Source organism: Desulfobaculum senezii (genome assembly GCF_054657395.1).
The window spans coordinates 879,454-897,753 of sequence record NZ_BAAHYU010000002.1; the positions used below are offsets into that span (position 1 = coordinate 879,454).

An 18,300-nucleotide genomic window follows, 5' to 3' on the forward strand; every position below is an offset into this window, starting at 1 on the left:
CTTTTGAACGCATGTTTGAACAGGTGTAAAAAATGTGTACCACGGTCTGGACGCTGTCACAAGGGAGCCATGCGGCGGGAGTCCGCACGGGGCGGGGATTCATCATCAGTGGTCCCCGGGGCTTGCGTTTCGGCACATACCCTGCAAAAATCAGGACAATAAGAAAAGTCTCAAGATTACAGATGAGGTTGAACACAACGTGAACAGGCGTACCTTTTTCAAGACCTTGGCCGCAGGTGGCGCAGGGCTGATGGCGGCGGAAGCCGCCGCTCCCCGCCCCGCCGCAGCCGCAGAGCGTCGACCGGAACTCGCCACCGTGCTGGACCTGACGCAGTGCATCGGGTGCGGCGCATGTGTGGAGGCCTGCCGCGACGCCAATGCCGCCAAGAAGCCCGAGCCGCAAAAGCCCTTTCCCACGATGTACCCCGCCCGCGTCAAGGCCGAGGACTGGTCGGACAGGCGCGACGTGGACGACAGGCTGACCCCATACAACTGGCTGTACATCCAGACGGCGCAGGTGGAGGTGGACGGCGAGGAGCAGGAAATCTTCATCCCGCGTCGCTGTCTGCACTGCGTGAATCCGCCCTGTGCCAATCTGTGCCCGTGGGGCGCGGCCCTGAAGCAGGAAAACGGCATTGTCCGCATCAACGACGACATCTGCCTTGGCGGTTCCAAGTGCAAGGCCGTGTGTCCGTGGCATATCCCCCAGCGCCAGACCGGCGTTGGACTGTATCTGGACCTGATGCCTGCCTTTGCGGGCAACGGCGTCATGTACAAGTGCGACAGGTGCTACGACCGTGTGGCGGACGGCGGCGTGCCCGCGTGTATTGAGGTATGTCCCATGCAGGTGCAGACCATTGGGCCGCGCGATGATATGCTGGCCCTTGCCCACGCCCGCGCCGAGGAAATCGGCGGGTATATTTATGGCGAGCATGAAAACGGCGGGACCAATACCTTTTATGTGTCGCCCGTCCCCTTTGAGGCGCTGGCCGAAGCGGTGGAGACCGGGCCGGGCCGCCCGCACCTTGGCCCCGCGCAGGATGTGATGGCCAAGGATGAGGCCCTTGCCCGCGCCGTTGTGGTGTCGCCGCTGGTGGGCATTGCCGCTGGCGTGCTGACCTTTGCCGCTGCCATGAAGAAGGGGGATTTGTAATGCTCAGGACTCCACGCTGGACAGTGCGGCTCTACATCCTGTGTTGCGCGGCCCTTGCCGTGACCGGGCTGGCGCAGATGCCCATCTTTAAGCGCTATTACATTGCGGACATCCCCGGCCTTGGCTGGACGGCGGACTTCGCCCTGACCCACGCCATGCATTATGCCTTTGCCGCCGTGCTGTTGGTGCTCATTTTTATGCACCTGACGCGCTACGCCCTTGCCCGGCGCTGGCGGCTGACGTGGACCGGCGTGGTGCGCGCCGCGTTTTTGCTGACCCTCGTGGGCACGGGGTTTGTGCGGGTTTTTAAGAATATGCCGGATGTGTTCTTTTCGCCCACCACGGTGATGCTGGTGGACTGGACGCACCTTGGCGCGGCCATGGGGCTGGGCCTTGGGGCATTGGCCGCGCGCCTTGCCGGGCGGCAGCCCTATGTCCGCCCGCGCAGCAGCGCGCTTTAGGGAGCGAAGTTTCCGACGAAATCCAACAAACCCGGCATGTTAAAATCCCTACTGTCTGTAGGGAAAAAGGTTGGAAAAATCTATCGAAAGGGGTATGTTCCCGGCAAACGGAAAGGCTGTTTTCATACGGATGACAGCCGAGTCCACAGAACAGATTTGGCCGGGAGCATAGAGGATGAAACTCTCCACACGGAGTCGTTACGGAACCAGAATGTTGATCGATATTGCCCAGAACAGCAACGGCAAGCCCGTGTCCGTGAGTGACATGTCCAAACGGCTTGGAGTGTCTGTGAAGTATCTGGAGCAGCTTATCCGTCCGCTGAAGAGCGCCGGATATTTGGACAGCGTGCGCGGCCCCAAGGGCGGGCACAGGCTGACCAAGTCGCCGGACGAGATTACCGTCGGCGAGGTGGTGCGCCTTTTGGAAGGCGGCATCAATCTGACCGACTGCGTGGGGGACGCAGCCAAGTGCGAACGTGCAGGAACCTGCAACGTCCGCGCAGTGTGGGTGGAGGCGACCAGCGCCATGAATTCCATCCTCGACTCCATTAAGCTGTCCCAGATAAGCCACGCCGAAGGCATCAACTGTTGTTCCTGACGGGGGTGTGACGCGCGCCCCCATATGCAGACGAGGTGATCCGGACGGACCGGGAGATGGTTCCGGTCCGCCGGGATGACGAGAGATGCAACCTATGGGGGTGACGCATGAGGCATTCTGCTCTTGCACGCGGCGGCGTGCTCATCCTGTTGGCGCTGATGGTGGCGGGGCTTTCTGCCCCGGCGCAGGCGGCAGTGTCGCCGGCGCCAGCGCCGGGCCGGACCATGGCCCGCAAGGCCACACAAACGCCGGAGCTGTGGATTACCGCGGACCACTCCAAGCATGAGGTCCTGAAGCAGGACTTTCAAAAGCCGGAGGAAGTGACCGCGGCGTGTCTGACCTGCCATACCGAAGCGGCGGTGCAATTCCACAAGACCATCCACTGGACGTGGCTGGACCCGCTGGAAGACCCCGCGCTGAAGGTTGGCAAGGGCGGACTTGTCATCAACAACTTTTGAATGAACATCCAAAGCAACGAGGCTCGTTGCACTTCCTGTCATGCCGGTTACGGGTGGAAGGACAAGTCCTTTGACTTTTCCGACCCCGTTAAGGTCGATTGCCTCGTCTGCCACGAGCAGACAGGCACCTACAAAAAATTCCCCACCATGGCGGGCTATCCTGTGGAGAAGCCCAAAAAGTTCGCGGGCAAGAAGCAGTTCTATCCGCCGGACTACAAGGCCGTTTCGCAAAGCGTTGGCCGTCCGGGCCGCAAAAACTGTGGCACCTGCCACTTTTACGGTGGCGGCGGCGATGGGGTGAAGCACGGCGATTTGGATTCCTCCCTCTTTACACCCACCAAGAATCTGGACGTGCACATGGGTGTGGACGGCCAGAACTTCACCTGTGTGCGCTGTCACACTACCACGCTTCACGACATTGCCGGGCGCATCTATTCCAACCCGGCGGCCACCGAGCGCAAAAGCCTGCTGGAAGACGACCTGCTGCCCAAGATTATGTGCGAGTCGTGCCATAGCGCCACGCCGCACAAGGCCGGGCACAAGGCCAACGATCATACGGACAAGGTGGCGTGTCAGTCCTGCCATATCCCGGCCTTTGCGCGGGAGAATCCCACCAAGATGTCGTGGGATTGGTCCACGGCGGGCAAGATGAAGGACGGCAAGCCCTATACGGAAAAAGGGCCGCTCGGAAAGGCCTCGTACGTCACCAAGAAGGGTAGCTTTGTGTGGGGCACCAATGTGGTGCCGGAATACTACTGGTACAACGGCGTTATTGAATCCCTGCGCGTGACGGATACCATCGACCCCAGCGGCGTGGTGAAGCTGTCATGGCCTGAGGGAGACAAAGACGACCCGCGCTCGCGCATCATGCCCTTTAAGGTCCACCGCGGAAAGACGCCCTATGACAAGGGGCACAACACCATGGTGGTACCGCATCTGTTCGGAAAGGACGACACCGCCTACTGGAAGCACTTTGACTGGGCCAAGGCCATTCAGGCGGGCATGGACTACGTGGGGCTGGACTACTCCGGCGAGTACGGCTTTGTGGACACCGAATGGGTGTTCCCCACCACGCACATGGTGGCGCCCAAAGAGCAGTCGCTGGCCTGTAGCGAGTGCCATTCGCGCCAGGGGCGTCTGGCCAATCTGGTCGGATTCTATATGCCGGGACGCGACCATAATCAGGCCGTGGACTGGATAGGCTGGGCCGCAGCACTTGCAAGCCTTGTGGGTGTCGGCATCCATGGCTTCATCAGGCTTGTCTCCCGCAAGCGGTGGGCAAACGGCGAGCCGAAGGAGTAGCGCCATGAAAGGAATGGACAAGATATACCTCTACACCCGCTTCGAGCGGTTTTGGCACTGGGCGCAGGGCGCGCTCATCATCCTGCTTGGCGTGACGGGCTTTGAACTGCACGGCTCGTACACGCTGTTTGGCTTTGAAAAGGCGCACGACATCCACGTGCTGAGCGCGTGGAGTTGGGTGGTGCTGTGGGCGTTTATTGTGTTTTGGGTCATCACCACGGGTGAGTGGCGGCAGTACGTGCCCACCACGAAAAAGGTGCTGGAAGTGGCGCACTTTTACGCCATAGGCATCTTCCGCGGCGAGGCGCATCCCGTCCCCAAGACCATCCGCGCCAAGCATAACCCCCTGCAGCGCATCACCTACCTGTCCCTGTCCGCGTTGCTCTTGCCGGTGCAGATGGCCTCTGGTCTGCTGTACCTCTTTTACAACGACTGGGCGGCCATTGGCATGCAGGGCGTGCTGACCCTTGAGGCGGTGGCGCTGGTGCACACCGTGCTTGCCTTTGCCTTGCTCGTATTCCTCATCGTGCATGTGTACATGACCACCACGGGACACACCGTATGGGCGCACATCACGGCCATGTTCACGGGCTGGGAGGAGATAGAGGACACCTCCGCCATTCAGGACTGGGAGCGAAAGACCGAACGGTTCTAGGTCCGTACCAGAACACGGGCTTCATAAGAGGGCGGCCCCTGCTTTTGGGGGCCGTCTTTTTTTTATTTTTGCATAAAAAAGACGCATAACCCTGTGGCACGAGTGGCGATTCCCCTGCTTGAGCATGCAATCACAAGCTCTGGGGTGGTGCCAGGGGCGGCAGTTTTGGTGGATATTGCGTATGCAATGTGGTGTGAATTCAGCATGTTGTATGCGCGTGCGCATGCCAAAAAGGCGAAGTCGAAGAATTTTTGCAAATGTCGCGCCGGGGTTGCTGTCTGAAGCTATTTGCGGTAGGAAGGGCCTCCCTCGCCGCAGAACGCCATCGCAAGCTGACCTTTCGGTCATGGCTCAGACAATCATCCCATCCCAATGGACGCGCGTGCTGCATCGAGTCTCGTATTTCCCTAAAAAGGTAAGGTATTATGGAGTGTTTTAAGGCCCTTGGCCTTTCGGATTGTATTTGTGACGCCCTTGCGCGCAAAGGTTTCAGCGAACCGACCCCCATTCAGGAGGCGGTTATCCCCAGATTGCTCAGCGGTGAGCGTGACGTTGTCGGTCAGGCAGCGACCGGCACGGGTAAGACTGCGGCGTTCGGTCTTCCCATTCTTGAGTCCATTGAGGCGGGCGCAGGTCATGTTCAGGCTTTGGTTCTGGCACCGACCCGTGAACTCGCTGTCCAGGTGGCGGATGAAATCGAGTCGTTCAAGGGAAACAAGCGTATCAACGTTTTGCCCATTTACGGCGGACAGGCATTTGGCCCGCAGTTCCAGGGTCTGCGCCGCGGCGCTGACATTGTTGTCGGCACGCCCGGACGCGTTCTGGACCATATCGAGCGCGGCAGCCTCGACCTGTCCAACATCTCTTTCCTCGTCCTTGATGAAGCTGACGAGATGCTCAACATGGGCTTCATCGACGACATCGAAGCCGTCATGGCCGCCGCGTCCGAGGACAGAAGAACTCTGCTGTTCTCCGCGACCATGCCGCAGGACATCCTGCGCATTGCCAAGCGGTACATGAATGACTTCGAGAACGTGGCCGTCAAGCGCGAACAGCGCGACGTGCCGCTGACCGAACAGATCTTCCACGAAGTGGCGGAGTCTGACCGTTTTGAAGCCCTGTGCCGCGTCATCGACGCCAACGACGGCTTCTACGGTTTGGTCTTTTGCCGCACCCGTGCGGACGTGGACAACGTGGCCGCACGTTTGCAGGAGCGCAACTACGCCGCCGAAGGTCTGCATGGCGATGCGTCGCAGGCCCAGCGCGAAAAGGTGCTCAACAAGTTCCGCAAGCAGACCGTGACCGTGCTGGTCGCCACCGACGTGGCCGCCCGCGGTATCGACGTGCAGGAGCTGACTCACGTGGTGAACTACGCCATCCCGCAGGATCCCGAGACCTACGTGCACCGTATTGGTCGTACGGGCCGCGCCGGGCGTACCGGTCACGCTGTGACCATCATCAACCCCAATGAGTTCCGCAAGATGCGCTTTATCACCCGTAACGCCCCGGGCGAGATTAAAAAGCAGAGCCTGCCCCGCGTGGAGGAAGTTATCTCCGCCCGCAAGCTCCGCCTGAAGTCCGGCGTTATGGCTGCCATGCAGCAGGAAGGTCTGGAGCCTTTCGAAGCCTTCGCGCAGGAACTGCTGGAGATCGACGACGATCCCAAGAAGGCTTTGGCCGCTGTTTTGAAGATGGCTTACCGCGACGACCTCGACGCGTCCCGCTATCGTCAAATTGACGATGCACCGCAGCGCTCCATGGCTGGCGGCGGCAACGGCCGCGCCGAAATGTTCTGCGCCAGCGGCCGCGCCGACGGCATGTCCCCGCGTGAGCTGGTGGACGTCGTCTCCCGCGAGGCCGGCATCAGCGGACGCCTTATTCAGGGCGTACGCATCATGGCCCGCCACGCCGTGTTCCAGGTTCCTGAGAAGGAAGCCGAGAACATCGAGCGGACCTTCCGCAAGCTCGCCGCAGGCGCTCCGCCGCTGGTGCGCCGCTCCCGTCAGGGTCGCGGCGGCGGTGGCCGCAGTGGCCCCCGCGGTGGCTTCAAGCCCCGTGGCAACGGCGGCGGTCCCCGCGGTGGCAATGGCGGCAAGCGCCGCTATGACAACCGCGGCAACGGCAATGACCGCGACCGTGGTGGAAGCCGTTCCTACGGCTCCCACAACTAGCCGGCACTGCCAGCGCGCTGAATAACAGCATGTAAAAGGGCGCTCCCCATACGGGGAGCGCCCTTCTTCTTTGTGGAGCAGGGCGCCTGCCTTCCGAGTACGGCCCCCACCTTTTTTCGGGCTGGCATCCAGCCCGAAACCTCGGGATTCTTAAGGGGGCGCACCCCTTAAGTCGCCGAAGGCAACCTCTTGAACCCTGCGTAACGACCACGTCGTCTCGGCCGCACTTTTTATGCTCCGCAGGCTTAAGGATTTCATCCTTAAGAATCCTCTTCATACGCCACATTTGCCCCGACCGACGCGGCTGCAATCATGGCCTTTCGTTAGCCTTGAGCGGGGCGGGACACAGTCCATGGGTGCGGTAGCGCCGAGGCCCTTTTTCCGGGCTGGCTTCCCGCCCGAAACCTCGGGATTCTTAAGGGGCCGCCCCCCTTAAGTCGCCGAAGGCAACGTCTTGAACCCCGCGTAACGACCATGTCGTCTTGGCCGCACTCTTTATGCTCCGCAGGCTTAAGGATTTCATCCTTAAGAATCCTCTTCATACGCCACATTTGCCCCGACCGACGCGGCTGCAATCATGGCCTTACGCCAGCCTTGAGCGGGGCGGTGTACAGTCCATGGGTGCGGTAGCGCCGAGGCCCTTTTTCGGGCTGGCTTCCCGCCCGAAACCTCGGGATTCTTAAGGGGTCGCCCCCCTTAAGTCGCCGAAGGCAACCTCTTGAACCCTGCGTAACGACCACGTCGTCTCGGCCCCCCCTTCCCCGCGTCGGTGGTTTGGGCGCAGTGGCGCGGGTTAGGCGGCTTGTTTGCGGCGTTTCATCCTTTGGGACACATCATCTACCAGGGAGCAGAGCACCGGCACCACCACCAGGGTGAGCATGGTGGCAAACAGCAGGCCGAAGATGACGGCCACGGCCATTGGTCCCCACCACTGGGACGACTCGCTGCCGATTTCCCACGAGAAGTTGAGGAAGTCGAAGCTGACGCCTGTTGCCATGGGAATCAGGCCAAGGATGGTGGTGATGGCCGTCAGCAGCACTGGGCGGAAGCGCGTTTTGCCTGCCTCCAGCAGGGCCTCATGCGCGGAGCGGCCCTCGGCCTTGCACTGCAGGTAGTAGTCGATGAGCACGATGGCGTTGTTCACCACCACGCCCGCCAGCGAAATAACGCCGACGCCCGTCATGATGACGCTGAAGGGCATGCCCGTGACTAAGAGGCCCACAAACACGCCAATGAATGACAACACCACCGACGTCAGGATGATGAGCGGCATGGCGAGCGAGTCAAACTGCGTGACCAGCACAAGGAAGATGAGGAACAGCGCGGCGGTGAATGCCTTGCTGAGGAAGGCCGTCGCCTTGGCCTGTTCTTCCTGCTCGCCCGTAAAGGAGTAGGCGTAGCCGCGTGGCCATGGGAAGTCCGCAAGGCGGGCCTCGATGTCGCGGATGATTTCACCGGCCAGACGTCCGGCCACGTCGGCGGAGACGGTGACCACGCGTTGCTGGTCGATATGCTGAATGCCGCCAAGGCCGCTGGTGAGCGACACAGTCGCCACACTGGTCAGCGGGATGGGCGCGCCATCCGGGCCGGAGACGGTGAGGCGGCGGATGCTTTCGATGCTGGTGCGGTCCCTGTCCGGGAGTTTGGCGACGATGTCGTATTCGTCCTTGCCCTCGCGGTAGGTGCCGACCTTCATGCCGCCGATGGCGGCCTTGACCGTATTGGCAATGGTGGCTGTGGACAGCCCCATAACGGCGGCCTTTTCCTTGTCCACATCCACGCGGATTTCCGGCTTGCCTTCCACAAAGTTGTCCTTGAGGTCCACAAGGCCGGGGATGTCCTCGATGCGCTCTTCAATGGCGGTAACAATGCGTCCAAGCTCGTGGATGTCGTCGCCGCGTATTTCCATATTGATGGGCGAGCCGGTGGGCGGGCCGCTTTCTTCCTTCTCCACGCGGACCTCTGCGCCGGTAATGGCGCGTTGCAGGCGCTCGCGCAGGGCGTTGACGTCTGCGATGGACGAGCGGGAGCGCTCGTGGAAGTCCTTGAACTCCATGGTTACGGTGCTCACATGCGTGCCCGAACCGTCCGAGGACGACGGGTCCGCGCCCGATGTGCCAACCTCCGTGATGGTGTGCGTGACGTTGTCGCACGTGCCTACGATGGCCTCCACCTGCTTCACAATGATGTCCGAGGCGTCAAGGTTCGTCCCAACGGGCGCCTTCACCGTGACATAGGCGCGCTTCGGGTCGGAGTCCGGCATAAATTCAATGCCCTTGCCAAACATGCCAAAGGCTATGGCGGAGGACACAAGCGCCGCAACGGCAATGCTCATAATCACCAGCCGGTGGCTTAGGCTCCACGTCAGCACGCGGGCATAACGCGCCTGAGCGCACCCCAGAAGGCGTTCCACGCGTGTGGGCGGGGCGGTGCTGGGGCGGATGGTCTGAAAGCGCGCAGAGAGCACGGGATTGACCACCAGCGCCACAAACAGCGACCCGGACAGCGCCATGATGACCGTGATGGGCAAAAAGCTCATGAACTCGCCCATAATGCCGGGCCAGAAGATCATGGGCACAAACGCGCCCACCGTGGTCAGGGTGGAGGCGATAACCGGCCACGCCACCTCGTTGGTGGCGGACAGGGCGGCCTGCTGGCGCGTTGAACCGTCCTGCATATGGCGGTAGATGTTCTCCACCACCACGATGCCGTTATCCACCAGCATGCCCAGCGCCAAAATGAGCGAGAAGAGCACCACCATATTCAGCGTGATGCCCGCCGCCTGCAGCAAAATGAACGCAATGAGCATAGACAGCGGAATGGACAGCGCCACAAACAGCGCGGACCGCCCGCCGATGAAGACGAGCACCACGGCCAGCACCAGCACAAGGCCGGAGATGATGTTGTTTTCAAGGTCCGTCACCATCAGCCGGATGTCCTTGGACTGGTCCGAGGTGATATCAATGCGCAGGGACGGCGGCGCTTCGGCGCGCAGTTCGTCCACAATGCGCTTCACTCTGTCCGTGATGTCGATGACGTTTTCGCCGCTGCGTTTTTTGATGGCGATGGTGACGCTTGGTTCCTCGTCAAAGCGGCTGCGGGATGTTTCGTCCTTGGCGGCGTCCTTGATGGCGGCCACGTCGCGCAGGTACACGGGCTTGCCGTTGCGCACAAAGGCGACGATGTTGTTGATTTCCGCAGGGTTGTCGAAGTCCTCGGGCACGCGCACCAGGTACTTGGACGAGCCAATGTCCATGGAGCCGCCGGGCATGTTGACGTTGGCGTTTTCGATGGACCCCACCAGTTCGGAGAAGGGCATGTTGTAGAACGCCACGCGGTCAAGGTCGAACAGCACGTGGATTTCGCGCTCCAGACCGCCGATGAGTTCTGCGTCCAGCACGCCGGGGACGGCTTCAAACTTGTCCTCCATGTCGTCGGCGAAACTCTTGAGGCGCTTGAGGGAGAAGGGACCGGACAGCACCACGTTCATGATGGGGCGGTCCGAGAAGTTCATCTCCATCAACACCGGATCGTCCGGCAGGTCCGACGGCAGGTCGGGCTTGGCTTGGTCCACCTTGTCGCGGACCTTTTGCATGGCGTCGTCGATGTCCACTTCCGGTAGGAATTTGATGGAAATGACCGACTGCCCGTCGATGGATGTGGATTTGATTTCCTCAACGTCCTTGAGGCCCCGCAGCTTGCGTTCCAGCGGGATGGTGACCAACTCCTCCATATCCTCCGGTGCCACGCCCTCATAGGCGGTGGAGACGAAGATGTAGGGAATGGTGATGTCCGGGCTGGATTCCAGCGGCAGGGATACATAGGCCGTAGCCCCCGCCGTGACGATGAACAGCAGCAGGACCAGCACTGCGGATTGGCGTTTGAGCGCCGCGGTATTTATGATCATTGCACGTTGACCCGTGTTCCTTCCTCAACCTGTGCGTGCCCGCTGACAATAAGGCGGTCGCCTTCGCTCAGGCCGTCCAGAATCTGGATGCTGGTTCCGTTGACGACGCCTGTCGTCACCGTGCGGGCGCGGGCCATGCCGCCGTCCTCCACGAACACGACGCGCTCGCCGTTCTTGTCCTGAATAACGGCAAGGGGCACCGTGATGGCGTTCTCGATGATGCGGCGCGTCAGCGTTACGCGGGCCATCATGCCCGGGCGGATTGCGCCGTCGGCGTTATCCACCACCACGCGCACGCGGAAGGTGCGGGTGGCCTCGTCGGCCTTGCTCGCCACAAAGTCCACCGCGCCGTCCCATGTCCGGTCCGGCCATGCATCAATGCGCACAGCGGCCTTATCGCCGGGACGCAGGTAGCGCACGTCCATTTCCGGGGCGTTTACGATAATGCGGATGGTGGAGCTGTCCACAAGGTCCGCCACCGGGTCACCCTCATGAATGTATTCCCCGGGGTCCACGTAGACTTCATCCACCACCCCGGACAGCGGCGCTTCCACGACGCCCTTGGCGTAGTCCGACTCGGCCTCGCGGACATTGGCGCGGGCCAGCGTCAGCTCCGTTGTGGCGCCGTCCAGTTCCTCGCGGGAGAGGACGTTTGCCTCAAACAGTTCGCGGCGGCGCGTTTCCTTGGCCTCGGCAAGGCGCAGGTTCGCCTTGGCGCGCTCCAGCGCGGCGCCAAGCGCCACAGCGTCAATACGCGCAATAGGCTGGCCCGACTGTACCGACTCGCCCCTGCGGACGCCGCGCCACTCCACCATGCCCGCGCGCTCAGCGGCAACGCGGACATCAGCGATGGGCTCGGTTTGTCCCGGCAGGGTAATGGCGTCGCGCAGGGCCGTGGGGGCAACCGTGTGGACCCGGATATTCACGCCCACCTTTTCCGGCGGCGCAGTCTGGTCCTGCGCGGTAGATTCGGCGCTGCCGCACCCGCCAAGGGCAACAAGCCCAAGGCACAAGCACGCAAGGCCGAGTAGTCTCAGCGGCATTGGTTCAACTCCTTAATGGCCCGGATTCCTCCGAGCGAAAATGCAATAATGTGATCCGCCAATTGGGCGAGATTGTCTTCCTCTGCAAGGGCAACCACTTCCTCCGGGATGTGGGCGATGCCCAGAAAATACTGGATACACTGCCCGACAATGCTGTCCGCCGTAAAGTGGACAACACGCTCGGGCGCATCCCCCAAAAGCTCCGCGACAATGGCGCGGAAGTACCGCTCCTCCTCGCACCACTCCTCAACACGAAGCGTTGCGCCGGAGCTTGGTTCCGCCAGCTCCATCAGCACGATGCGCGTGCGCCGGATCCACATTTCGCGGTCCTCCAGCGCGCCGCAAAAGATGCGCCGCAGCATCGCATTGATGAAAAAGCGGAGCCGCGCCTCGGCAGGCTCGCGCTCAACCGCCGGCGTGCGGTACGGGTACGACCTGTTCAGGTTTTCAATCCACCCGCGGAGCACCTGCGTGTAGAGCGAGCGCTTGTCTCTAAAGTGGTAGTTCACCGCCGCAGGATTGGCGCCCGCGCGTGAACAAATATCCCGTATCGTCGCCTTTCGAAATCCCTTTTGCGTAAATACGTCAGAGGCGGCGGCCAAGATTCTTGCCTTGGTCCCGCCGTCCGTCTCCACAACCTGTCCCATGTCCCTCACCCTCTCCTCATCTCTTTGTCTCTCTCAAATGCTGTTTCAAACAGTGTTTGAAATTGGCGTTGGCGTCAAGTGAGAAGTGGGGGATGGGGCGGGTCGTAATGCAGGAGACAAGAAGATGCCTCCGGCGGCTCAAGGGTATGATACCCTTGAGAATCCCCAGAATTTTTCGGATGGAAGCCGCCCGAAAAATAGGGGTGGGTTTTAGCGGAGTGTTGTGGCAGTAGCCCGCGTTGATGGGGCGGCAATGCGGGGGCGTGATAGAGGCCGCGTGGGCAGTGCGGAGCGTGGCGTATGAAGAGGATTCTTAAGGATGAAATCCTTAAAGCCTGCGGAGCATAAAAAGTGCGGCCAAGACGACGTGGTCGTAACGCAGGAGGCAAGAAGATGCCTCCGGCGGCTCAAGGGGATGAGGCAGATTGTAATCCAAAACTGAACACTTGGCAGGAACCCGCCTTCTCAGACTTGAACAAATAAAAAAGCCCATGCTAGCTGCTGGTTACCAGACCAAAACTCCACAAGGGAGCGCAACTGCATGGGCAAAAAGCACCTTACATTAGAGAAGCGCGAAATACTAGCCCGGTTACTTTCTGAGGGCATGAGCATCCGAAACATCGCTCACATTCTTGGCTTTAGCCCCTCAGCGATTAGTCAGGAAGTACGGAGAAACAGCTTGAAGGATGGGCGATATGTTCCAAAGTCGGCACAGGAAAAAGCGCGAATACGTAGGCTTCGAGCCAACAGAGAACGCCAGCCTGTAGATACGGCTTTGTATGCGTATATTAAGGAAAAGCTCAGTTTCTACTGGTCTCCAGAACAGATCGTTGGCCGTTTGAGAAAAGATTTCCCGACTGCTCATCGAATGCGAATCAGCTTCAAAACGATCTACAACAAAATTTGTCCAGCAAAGGGTGCGCCTCGAACAGATTTTGTCCACTACAAGCAATACCTCCGGCGGAAACATGCACGCACAAGAAGCTTTAGACATGGCAAGAGCCGCAGCGCTGCAGAAGTGAATCGCACCTTGCCATCCATTGAACAGCGTCCATCAATAGTCGATGAAAGAGCTCGGTTCGGCGACTGGGAAGGCGATCTTATATCAGGAAAAAGAGGAACAGGGTTCATTGCAACGTTTGTAGAACGTCTAACCGGCCTTACTTTAGCGTATCGATGCAAGGACAAGTCTAAGGCTACAGTATCCCATGCTATGGAATGCTTTATGAAAGATGTTCCATGTGGCTTGAGAAAAACGATGACGCTCGACAGAGGTACGGAGTTCTTTGGCTATGAAGGCCTAGAGTTGAAATACAAGACTAAATTTTATTTCTGTCACCCGCAGTGCCCCCAAGAACGTGGCCTGAATGAGAATACAAACGGGTTACTTCGGCAGTTCTTCCCTCGCAAGATGGATTTCAGAAAAATAAGCGAATTTGAATTAAAACATAAACTCCGGCTGCTTGCAGGTAGGCCGCGCAAGAAGTTTGGGTATAGCTCGACTATTGAAAAACTGCAGCAGCTTGGGCTTGAGGGCTGTGTTCAGTTTTGAATTGCAATTCACCTGATACCCTTGAGAATCCCCAGAATTTTTCGGACGGAAGCCGCCCGAAAAATAGGGGTGAGTTTTAGCGGAGTGTTGTGGCAGTAGCCCGCGTTGGTTGGGCGGCAATGCGGGGGCGTGATAGAGGCCGCGTGGGCAGTGCGGAGCGTGGCGTATGAAGAGGATTCTTAAGGATGAAATCCTTAAGCCTGCGGAGCATAAAAAGGAGGGCGGAACCTCCCCCTTAACTCAGTTCTGGCAAGGCTTCCGGCGTACAGCAGGAGGCGCAGGCGAAGCAGTGGGTGCCGGTGACGATACGGCGGTGCTCCATAGCGTCTGGGTCAAAGAGCTTGATATGGGCGCCTTCGCCGTGGTTGCTGGGCAGGTTGAGGGCTTGGTTGTAGTCGCAGTCGTAGAGGGTGCCGTCCCAGCCGATGTTGATTTGGTGGCGGCACATGAGCGCGGGGATATTGGAGCCGTTGCACGAGGCCTCGCGCAGTTGCATGTATTCCTCTTCCATGTCGTGAACGCGCAGAAGCTCTAAATACCGCGCAAGGGAGACGTTGGTGGAGGTGATAAGGCGGTTGAAGGTGATGCCGTGGCGCTCGCTGAGTTCGTCGCGGTAGGCGTTTTCCATGCGCTGCTGGGCTTCGGTGACGAAGGGGCCGAGGGGCTGGTTAAAGATGAGGTCCAGTTGCAGGTGCTCGTCTGTGCCGTAGCCCAGTTGGTTCAGGCGGCGCAGCACGTCGAGGCTGCTTTTGAACATGCCGTTGCCGTTGGTCTGACAGGCGTTTTCGTCGAGGTAGCAGGGCATGGACGCCACAAGGTGCACCCGGTGCAGCGCAAAGAAGTCCGGCAGTTCGTCCAGTCCTTCCACCGTCATAGCCGTAAGGTTGGTGCGTACCTGCACGGTGTGCGACTGCCGCAAAAGGCGGATAAACCGCTTAAGGTGCGGGTTGAGCTCCGGTGCGCCGCCCGTGATGTCCACCAGCGCGGGGTGCACCTTGTCCGCCGCGTCGAGGATTGCTTCCTGCACACTCCATCCCATGATCTCCCGCCTGTCGGGCGAGCAGTCCAGCTCGCAGTGCCGACAGGCCAGATTACAGCGAAGGCCAACGTTCACTTGAAAGACGGAAATGTCCTCCGCCGTCATGGTCCGGTCCAGATGCCGGGTGAGGGTGTGCATGCGCTCCTCCTGCCTGATGGTTTGGGAAATTCCGCCGCGCTAGAGCTTTCGCGCCAGCTCGATAATGGCCCTCATGAATGCGGGCAAGTCGTCCGGCTTGCGGCTGGAAACTTGGTTGCGGTCCACGACAACGTCCTTGTCGAACCACGAGGCCCCGGCATTGACGAGGTCGTCCTTGATGCCCGGGGTCGACGTGCAGTCAAAGCCATCCATGATGCCCGCCGAGATGGGAATCCACCCACCATGGCAGATGTGCGCCACCAGCTTGCCCGCTTCGTGGATGTCGTGGGTCAGGCGCTTGACGCTGTCCAGCCGCCGCAATTTGTCCGGGGCAAAGCCGCCGGGGATGACCAGCATGTCAAAGTCGTCGGCCTTCAGGTCGTCCACCGCAACGTCCGACATGCACGGATATCCATGCTTGGACATGTACACCGTCTGCCCCTCTGGGCCAGCCAGCGTCACCACCGCCCCCTCTTCCTCAAGGCGGTACTTCGGGTACCACAGCTCTTGGTCCTCGTACGTGTCCGCAACAAACATCAAAACGCGTTTTCCTGCTAATCCGGGCATATGTGACTCCTGCTCCATTTCGTGGCGGTGGCCGCCACAGAGTGCTGTTGCAAGCGTACAGGATACGCCATGCATCACACTGGCGCAAGAGGGGGCCAGCGTTTTGGGCGGGAAGTTGCGCGTTGGGATGGGGTGGGCGTGAGGCTGGGAGAGTGAAGAGGCCTCCGGCGGCTCAAGGGTATGATACCCTTGAGAATCCCCAGGATTTTTCGGGCGGAAGCCGCCCGAAAAATAGGGTGGGGTGGGTTCAGGCAGTACGCGTGGCCTGTGCTCCGCGTTGGTGGGGCGGCAATGCCGGGGCCGGATAGAGGCTGGTCGTGCGGAACGCAGTACTGGCGTATAAATGGGATCGTTAAGGGCCCGCGGCCCTTAACCAGCGCTGCTATCCTAATCTCTAAGGCCCTTCGTCCTTTCAGGCCGAATACCCTAAGAGCTTAACCCGCCGGAGGTTCAAAAAGCCCTGCGCAACCACCACCATTCGGCCATGCTTGCCATAAATGTCACGTGATACGGGCTTTTCAGGGCGGGCGGGGCATGATACAAGGCCGCCGATACAGGAGAAAGTTCTTCCATGCGAATACTGTCTTTGCTCATGTTCCCTGTTTTGTTCTTGGCCTCCGCTGGTGCGGTTGTTGCGCTGGATATTGGCTTGCCGCCGGAGGTTGCGTCCACGGCGCCGTATGTGATGGCGGTACTGGGCGGCCTGCTGAGTTGGCGTTTTAAGCGCAGCCGCTGCGTGTTTGCCATGGCGCTTTTGGCCTTGGGCTTTTGGTTTGTGAACACGTTTTTGCAGGCGGGCGTGGGCACGGATGCGCTGGGGCAGGTGGCCTATGCGGCGTACGCGTGTGCGTTTCCGGTCTTTGGGCTGCTGCTGGCGATTATGGGCGACCGTGGCCTCGTGACGCCATGGGGCATTCTGTACCTTTCAACGGCCGGCTTGCTCACGGCATGCGTTTTTGCCGTGACGGACGGGTTCTTTGGCCTGATGAGCTATGAGGGCGTGGCGGGCATTCAGGTGGCCGTTGCCAAGATGCTGCACGCGCGCGTCCTGCCGCCGTGGACGGATAGTTGGACGTGGCTGCCACAGCCTGCGCTGGTTGGGTTTTTCTTTGCGGGATGTGTCTTTTTGATACTGACCATCGTACGTGAGGAGCCGCTGGACGGCGGCTTTTGGGGGCTGACCCTTGGCGTTGGCGCGGGCCTTCACTATGCGGGCAGCGGGCAGGCTCCGGCGCTGTTCTTCTCGGCGGCTGGGGCGTCGCTCATCGCGCCGCTGTTTCAGGACTCGTACCGCATGGCGTTCTTGGATGAACTGACGGGACTGCCGTCGCGCCGGTCGCTGGTGGCGGACTTTAAAAAGTTAGGCGGCCGGTACGCCGTCGCCATGGGCGACGTGGACCACTTTAAGAAATTTAACGATACGTATGGCCATGACGTGGGCGACGAGGTCCTGCGCATGGTGGCGAGCAAGCTGGACCGCGTGACGGGCGGCGGCTGCTCGTACCGCTATGGCGGTGAAGAGTTTACGATTCTGTTCCCCCGCGCTGATGCGGCGGAGGCGTTGCCACACCTTGAGGCGGTGCGCGCGGCCATCGAGAACGCGCCGTTTACTCTCCGCTCCAAGAACCGTCCGGAAACCAAGCCCAAGAAGCCGAGCAGTAAGAATGCGGGGAACAAGACGGTCTCCGTGACAATTTCCATCGGCGTTGCCCAGCGTACGGACTCGCGCCAGTCGCCCGAGGACGTGCTGAAGGAAGCGGACAAGGCGCTGTACAAGGCCAAGCAGAAGGGCCGCAATCAGGTCTTTGCCGCGTCGTAGGCAAGAGAAGAAGAGAGTCAAAAAGCGGCCCTTGTGGGCTGAAAACGCCAGCGCCCCGGAAGCAGTGAGCTTCCGGGGCGCTGGCGTTTTGTGCGTTTGGCGGTGCGGACGGGGAGAGCGCGTTAGCTGCCAAGGCGCACGCGAATGCCGTGCTCACAGGCGTGAACGTCATAATGCGCAAGCTGGTCGGGCGTGGTGTCGATGACAGTGCGCACGACGCTGCGGCCCGGATGCACGCCGGTGCGGATGCGCGTGGCGTGGGTGGAGGAGACGGGAAGCTCCTTCATGGCCGGGGGAAGCTCGCTTTGGGCGAACAGGTCCACCACGATGCGCGCGGGATTGTCGAGGGCGAAGGCGGAAAAACGTGGGGAAGCGCCGCGCGAGGCGATGTGCACGTCAAGGCGTGAGCCGCTCTCGGTGAAGTTGATGCCGGTGATGATGGACGCATCGGTGATGGCGCCGCCGGGGATGGTTGATGCCGTGGCGGCGTGCTCGGGGGCCGACGCGCCGGGCTGATGGCGCGGAGTGAAGGTTGCGCCGTTTCGCGCAGGCTGCGCCGCGTCGTCCGGAGAGGGGATGGAGAACAGCGAGTCCGGATTGATGACGGTGTGCGAGACGCTTTGCCGCACATACCAGCGCTGCTCAGGCGCGCTGGACGGGTGCAGATACACATTTACCCCGGCGTAGGCCGCGCCGAGAACAAGAGCGATGCAGAGGATGCGAGCGATTTTCCCCATAAGGTCCCGTTGAAAACTCCGGCCCGTCCGCAGTGGACGGGCCGGAGGTGATG

At 60.5% G+C, this 18,300-nt stretch carries 14 protein-coding genes; 8 read left to right on the plus strand and 6 right to left on the minus strand.

Features of this window, described 5'->3' with window-relative positions; genetic code table 11:
• Positions 1-199: 199 nt before the first annotated feature.
• The 6 genes from ACYQ2T_RS04710 to ACYQ2T_RS04735 all read left to right on the plus strand — a co-directional run bounded on the left by ACYQ2T_RS04710 (position 200) and on the right by ACYQ2T_RS04735 (position 6,798).
• On the plus strand, positions 200-1,153 hold the full coding sequence (locus ACYQ2T_RS04710; RefSeq protein WP_459898854.1) for a 4Fe-4S dicluster domain-containing protein: 954 nt from the start codon (positions 200-202) through the stop codon (positions 1,151-1,153).
• Complete coding sequence (locus ACYQ2T_RS04715) at positions 1,153-1,614, plus strand: hypothetical protein (protein ID WP_459898856.1); 462 nt, start codon at positions 1,153-1,155, stop codon at positions 1,612-1,614. Before ACYQ2T_RS04710 ends, ACYQ2T_RS04715 begins: the two co-directional genes overlap by 1 nt.
• Before the next feature lie 175 nt (positions 1,615-1,789).
• Positions 1,790-2,212, plus strand: coding sequence for an RrF2 family transcriptional regulator (locus ACYQ2T_RS04720; protein WP_404844291.1), 423 nt, complete (start codon positions 1,790-1,792; stop codon positions 2,210-2,212).
• Between the two features lie 158 nt (positions 2,213-2,370).
• The gene (locus ACYQ2T_RS04725) at positions 2,371-3,972 is read left to right on the plus strand and encodes a tetrathionate reductase family octaheme c-type cytochrome (RefSeq protein ID WP_459900085.1); all 1,602 of its coding nucleotides are present in this window, start codon (positions 2,371-2,373) and stop codon (positions 3,970-3,972) included.
• Between the two features lie 4 nt (positions 3,973-3,976).
• Positions 3,977-4,627 (plus strand): cytochrome b/b6 domain-containing protein, encoded by a 651-nt coding sequence (locus ACYQ2T_RS04730; RefSeq protein ID WP_459898858.1) that lies wholly within the window; start codon positions 3,977-3,979, stop codon positions 4,625-4,627.
• Positions 4,628-5,052: 425 nt separating this feature from the next.
• Positions 5,053-6,798 (plus strand): DEAD/DEAH box helicase, encoded by a 1,746-nt coding sequence (locus ACYQ2T_RS04735; protein WP_459898859.1) that lies wholly within the window; start codon positions 5,053-5,055, stop codon positions 6,796-6,798.
• A 793-nt stretch (positions 6,799-7,591) separates the two neighbouring features.
• On the opposite strand, the gene ACYQ2T_RS04740 is transcribed toward ACYQ2T_RS04735, so the two are convergent.
• Genes ACYQ2T_RS04740 through ACYQ2T_RS04750 form a run of 3 tightly spaced genes read right to left on the minus strand, consistent with a single transcriptional unit; the run spans position 7,592 to position 12,395 of the window.
• Positions 7,592-10,705, minus strand: a complete 3,114-nt coding sequence (locus ACYQ2T_RS04740) for an efflux RND transporter permease subunit (RefSeq protein WP_459898861.1) — start codon at positions 10,703-10,705, stop codon at positions 7,592-7,594.
• Positions 10,702-11,748, minus strand: a complete 1,047-nt coding sequence (locus tag ACYQ2T_RS04745) for an efflux RND transporter periplasmic adaptor subunit (protein ID WP_459898863.1) — start codon at positions 11,746-11,748, stop codon at positions 10,702-10,704. The genes ACYQ2T_RS04740 and ACYQ2T_RS04745 overlap by 4 nt, the downstream gene beginning before the upstream one ends.
• Positions 11,739-12,395 carry a TetR/AcrR family transcriptional regulator gene (locus tag ACYQ2T_RS04750; protein WP_459898865.1) on the minus strand — a complete coding sequence of 219 codons (657 nt, stop codon included), beginning with the start codon at positions 12,393-12,395 and terminating at the stop codon, positions 11,739-11,741. The genes ACYQ2T_RS04745 and ACYQ2T_RS04750 overlap by 10 nt, the downstream gene beginning before the upstream one ends.
• Before the next feature lie 541 nt (positions 12,396-12,936).
• Between ACYQ2T_RS04750 and ACYQ2T_RS04755 the strand changes: the two genes are divergently transcribed.
• Positions 12,937-13,947, plus strand: a complete 1,011-nt coding sequence (locus ACYQ2T_RS04755) for an IS30 family transposase (RefSeq protein ID WP_459898867.1) — start codon at positions 12,937-12,939, stop codon at positions 13,945-13,947.
• Between the two features lie 235 nt (positions 13,948-14,182).
• Here the strand turns inward: ACYQ2T_RS04755 and arsS are convergent, their stop codons facing one another.
• Together arsS and ACYQ2T_RS04765 are read right to left on the minus strand one after the other, a co-directional pair.
• Positions 14,183-15,124, minus strand: a complete 942-nt coding sequence (gene arsS, locus ACYQ2T_RS04760) for an arsenosugar biosynthesis radical SAM (seleno)protein ArsS (protein WP_459898869.1) — start codon at positions 15,122-15,124, stop codon at positions 14,183-14,185.
• 39 nt (positions 15,125-15,163) lie between these two features.
• Complete coding sequence (locus ACYQ2T_RS04765; RefSeq protein WP_459898870.1) at positions 15,164-15,691, minus strand: type 1 glutamine amidotransferase domain-containing protein; 528 nt, start codon at positions 15,689-15,691, stop codon at positions 15,164-15,166.
• 571 nt (positions 15,692-16,262) lie between these two features.
• Between ACYQ2T_RS04765 and ACYQ2T_RS04770 the strand changes: the two genes are divergently transcribed.
• Positions 16,263-17,510, plus strand: a complete 1,248-nt coding sequence (locus ACYQ2T_RS04770) for a sensor domain-containing diguanylate cyclase (protein ID WP_459898872.1) — start codon at positions 16,263-16,265, stop codon at positions 17,508-17,510.
• Positions 17,511-17,632: 122 nt separating this feature from the next.
• Here ACYQ2T_RS04770 and ACYQ2T_RS04775 read toward each other — a convergent pair whose 3' ends face one another.
• A complete protein-coding gene (locus ACYQ2T_RS04775) occupies positions 17,633-18,247 on the minus strand; it encodes an AMIN domain-containing protein (protein WP_459898874.1) in 615 nt (204 codons plus the stop codon).
• Positions 18,248-18,300 lie beyond the last annotated feature (53 nt).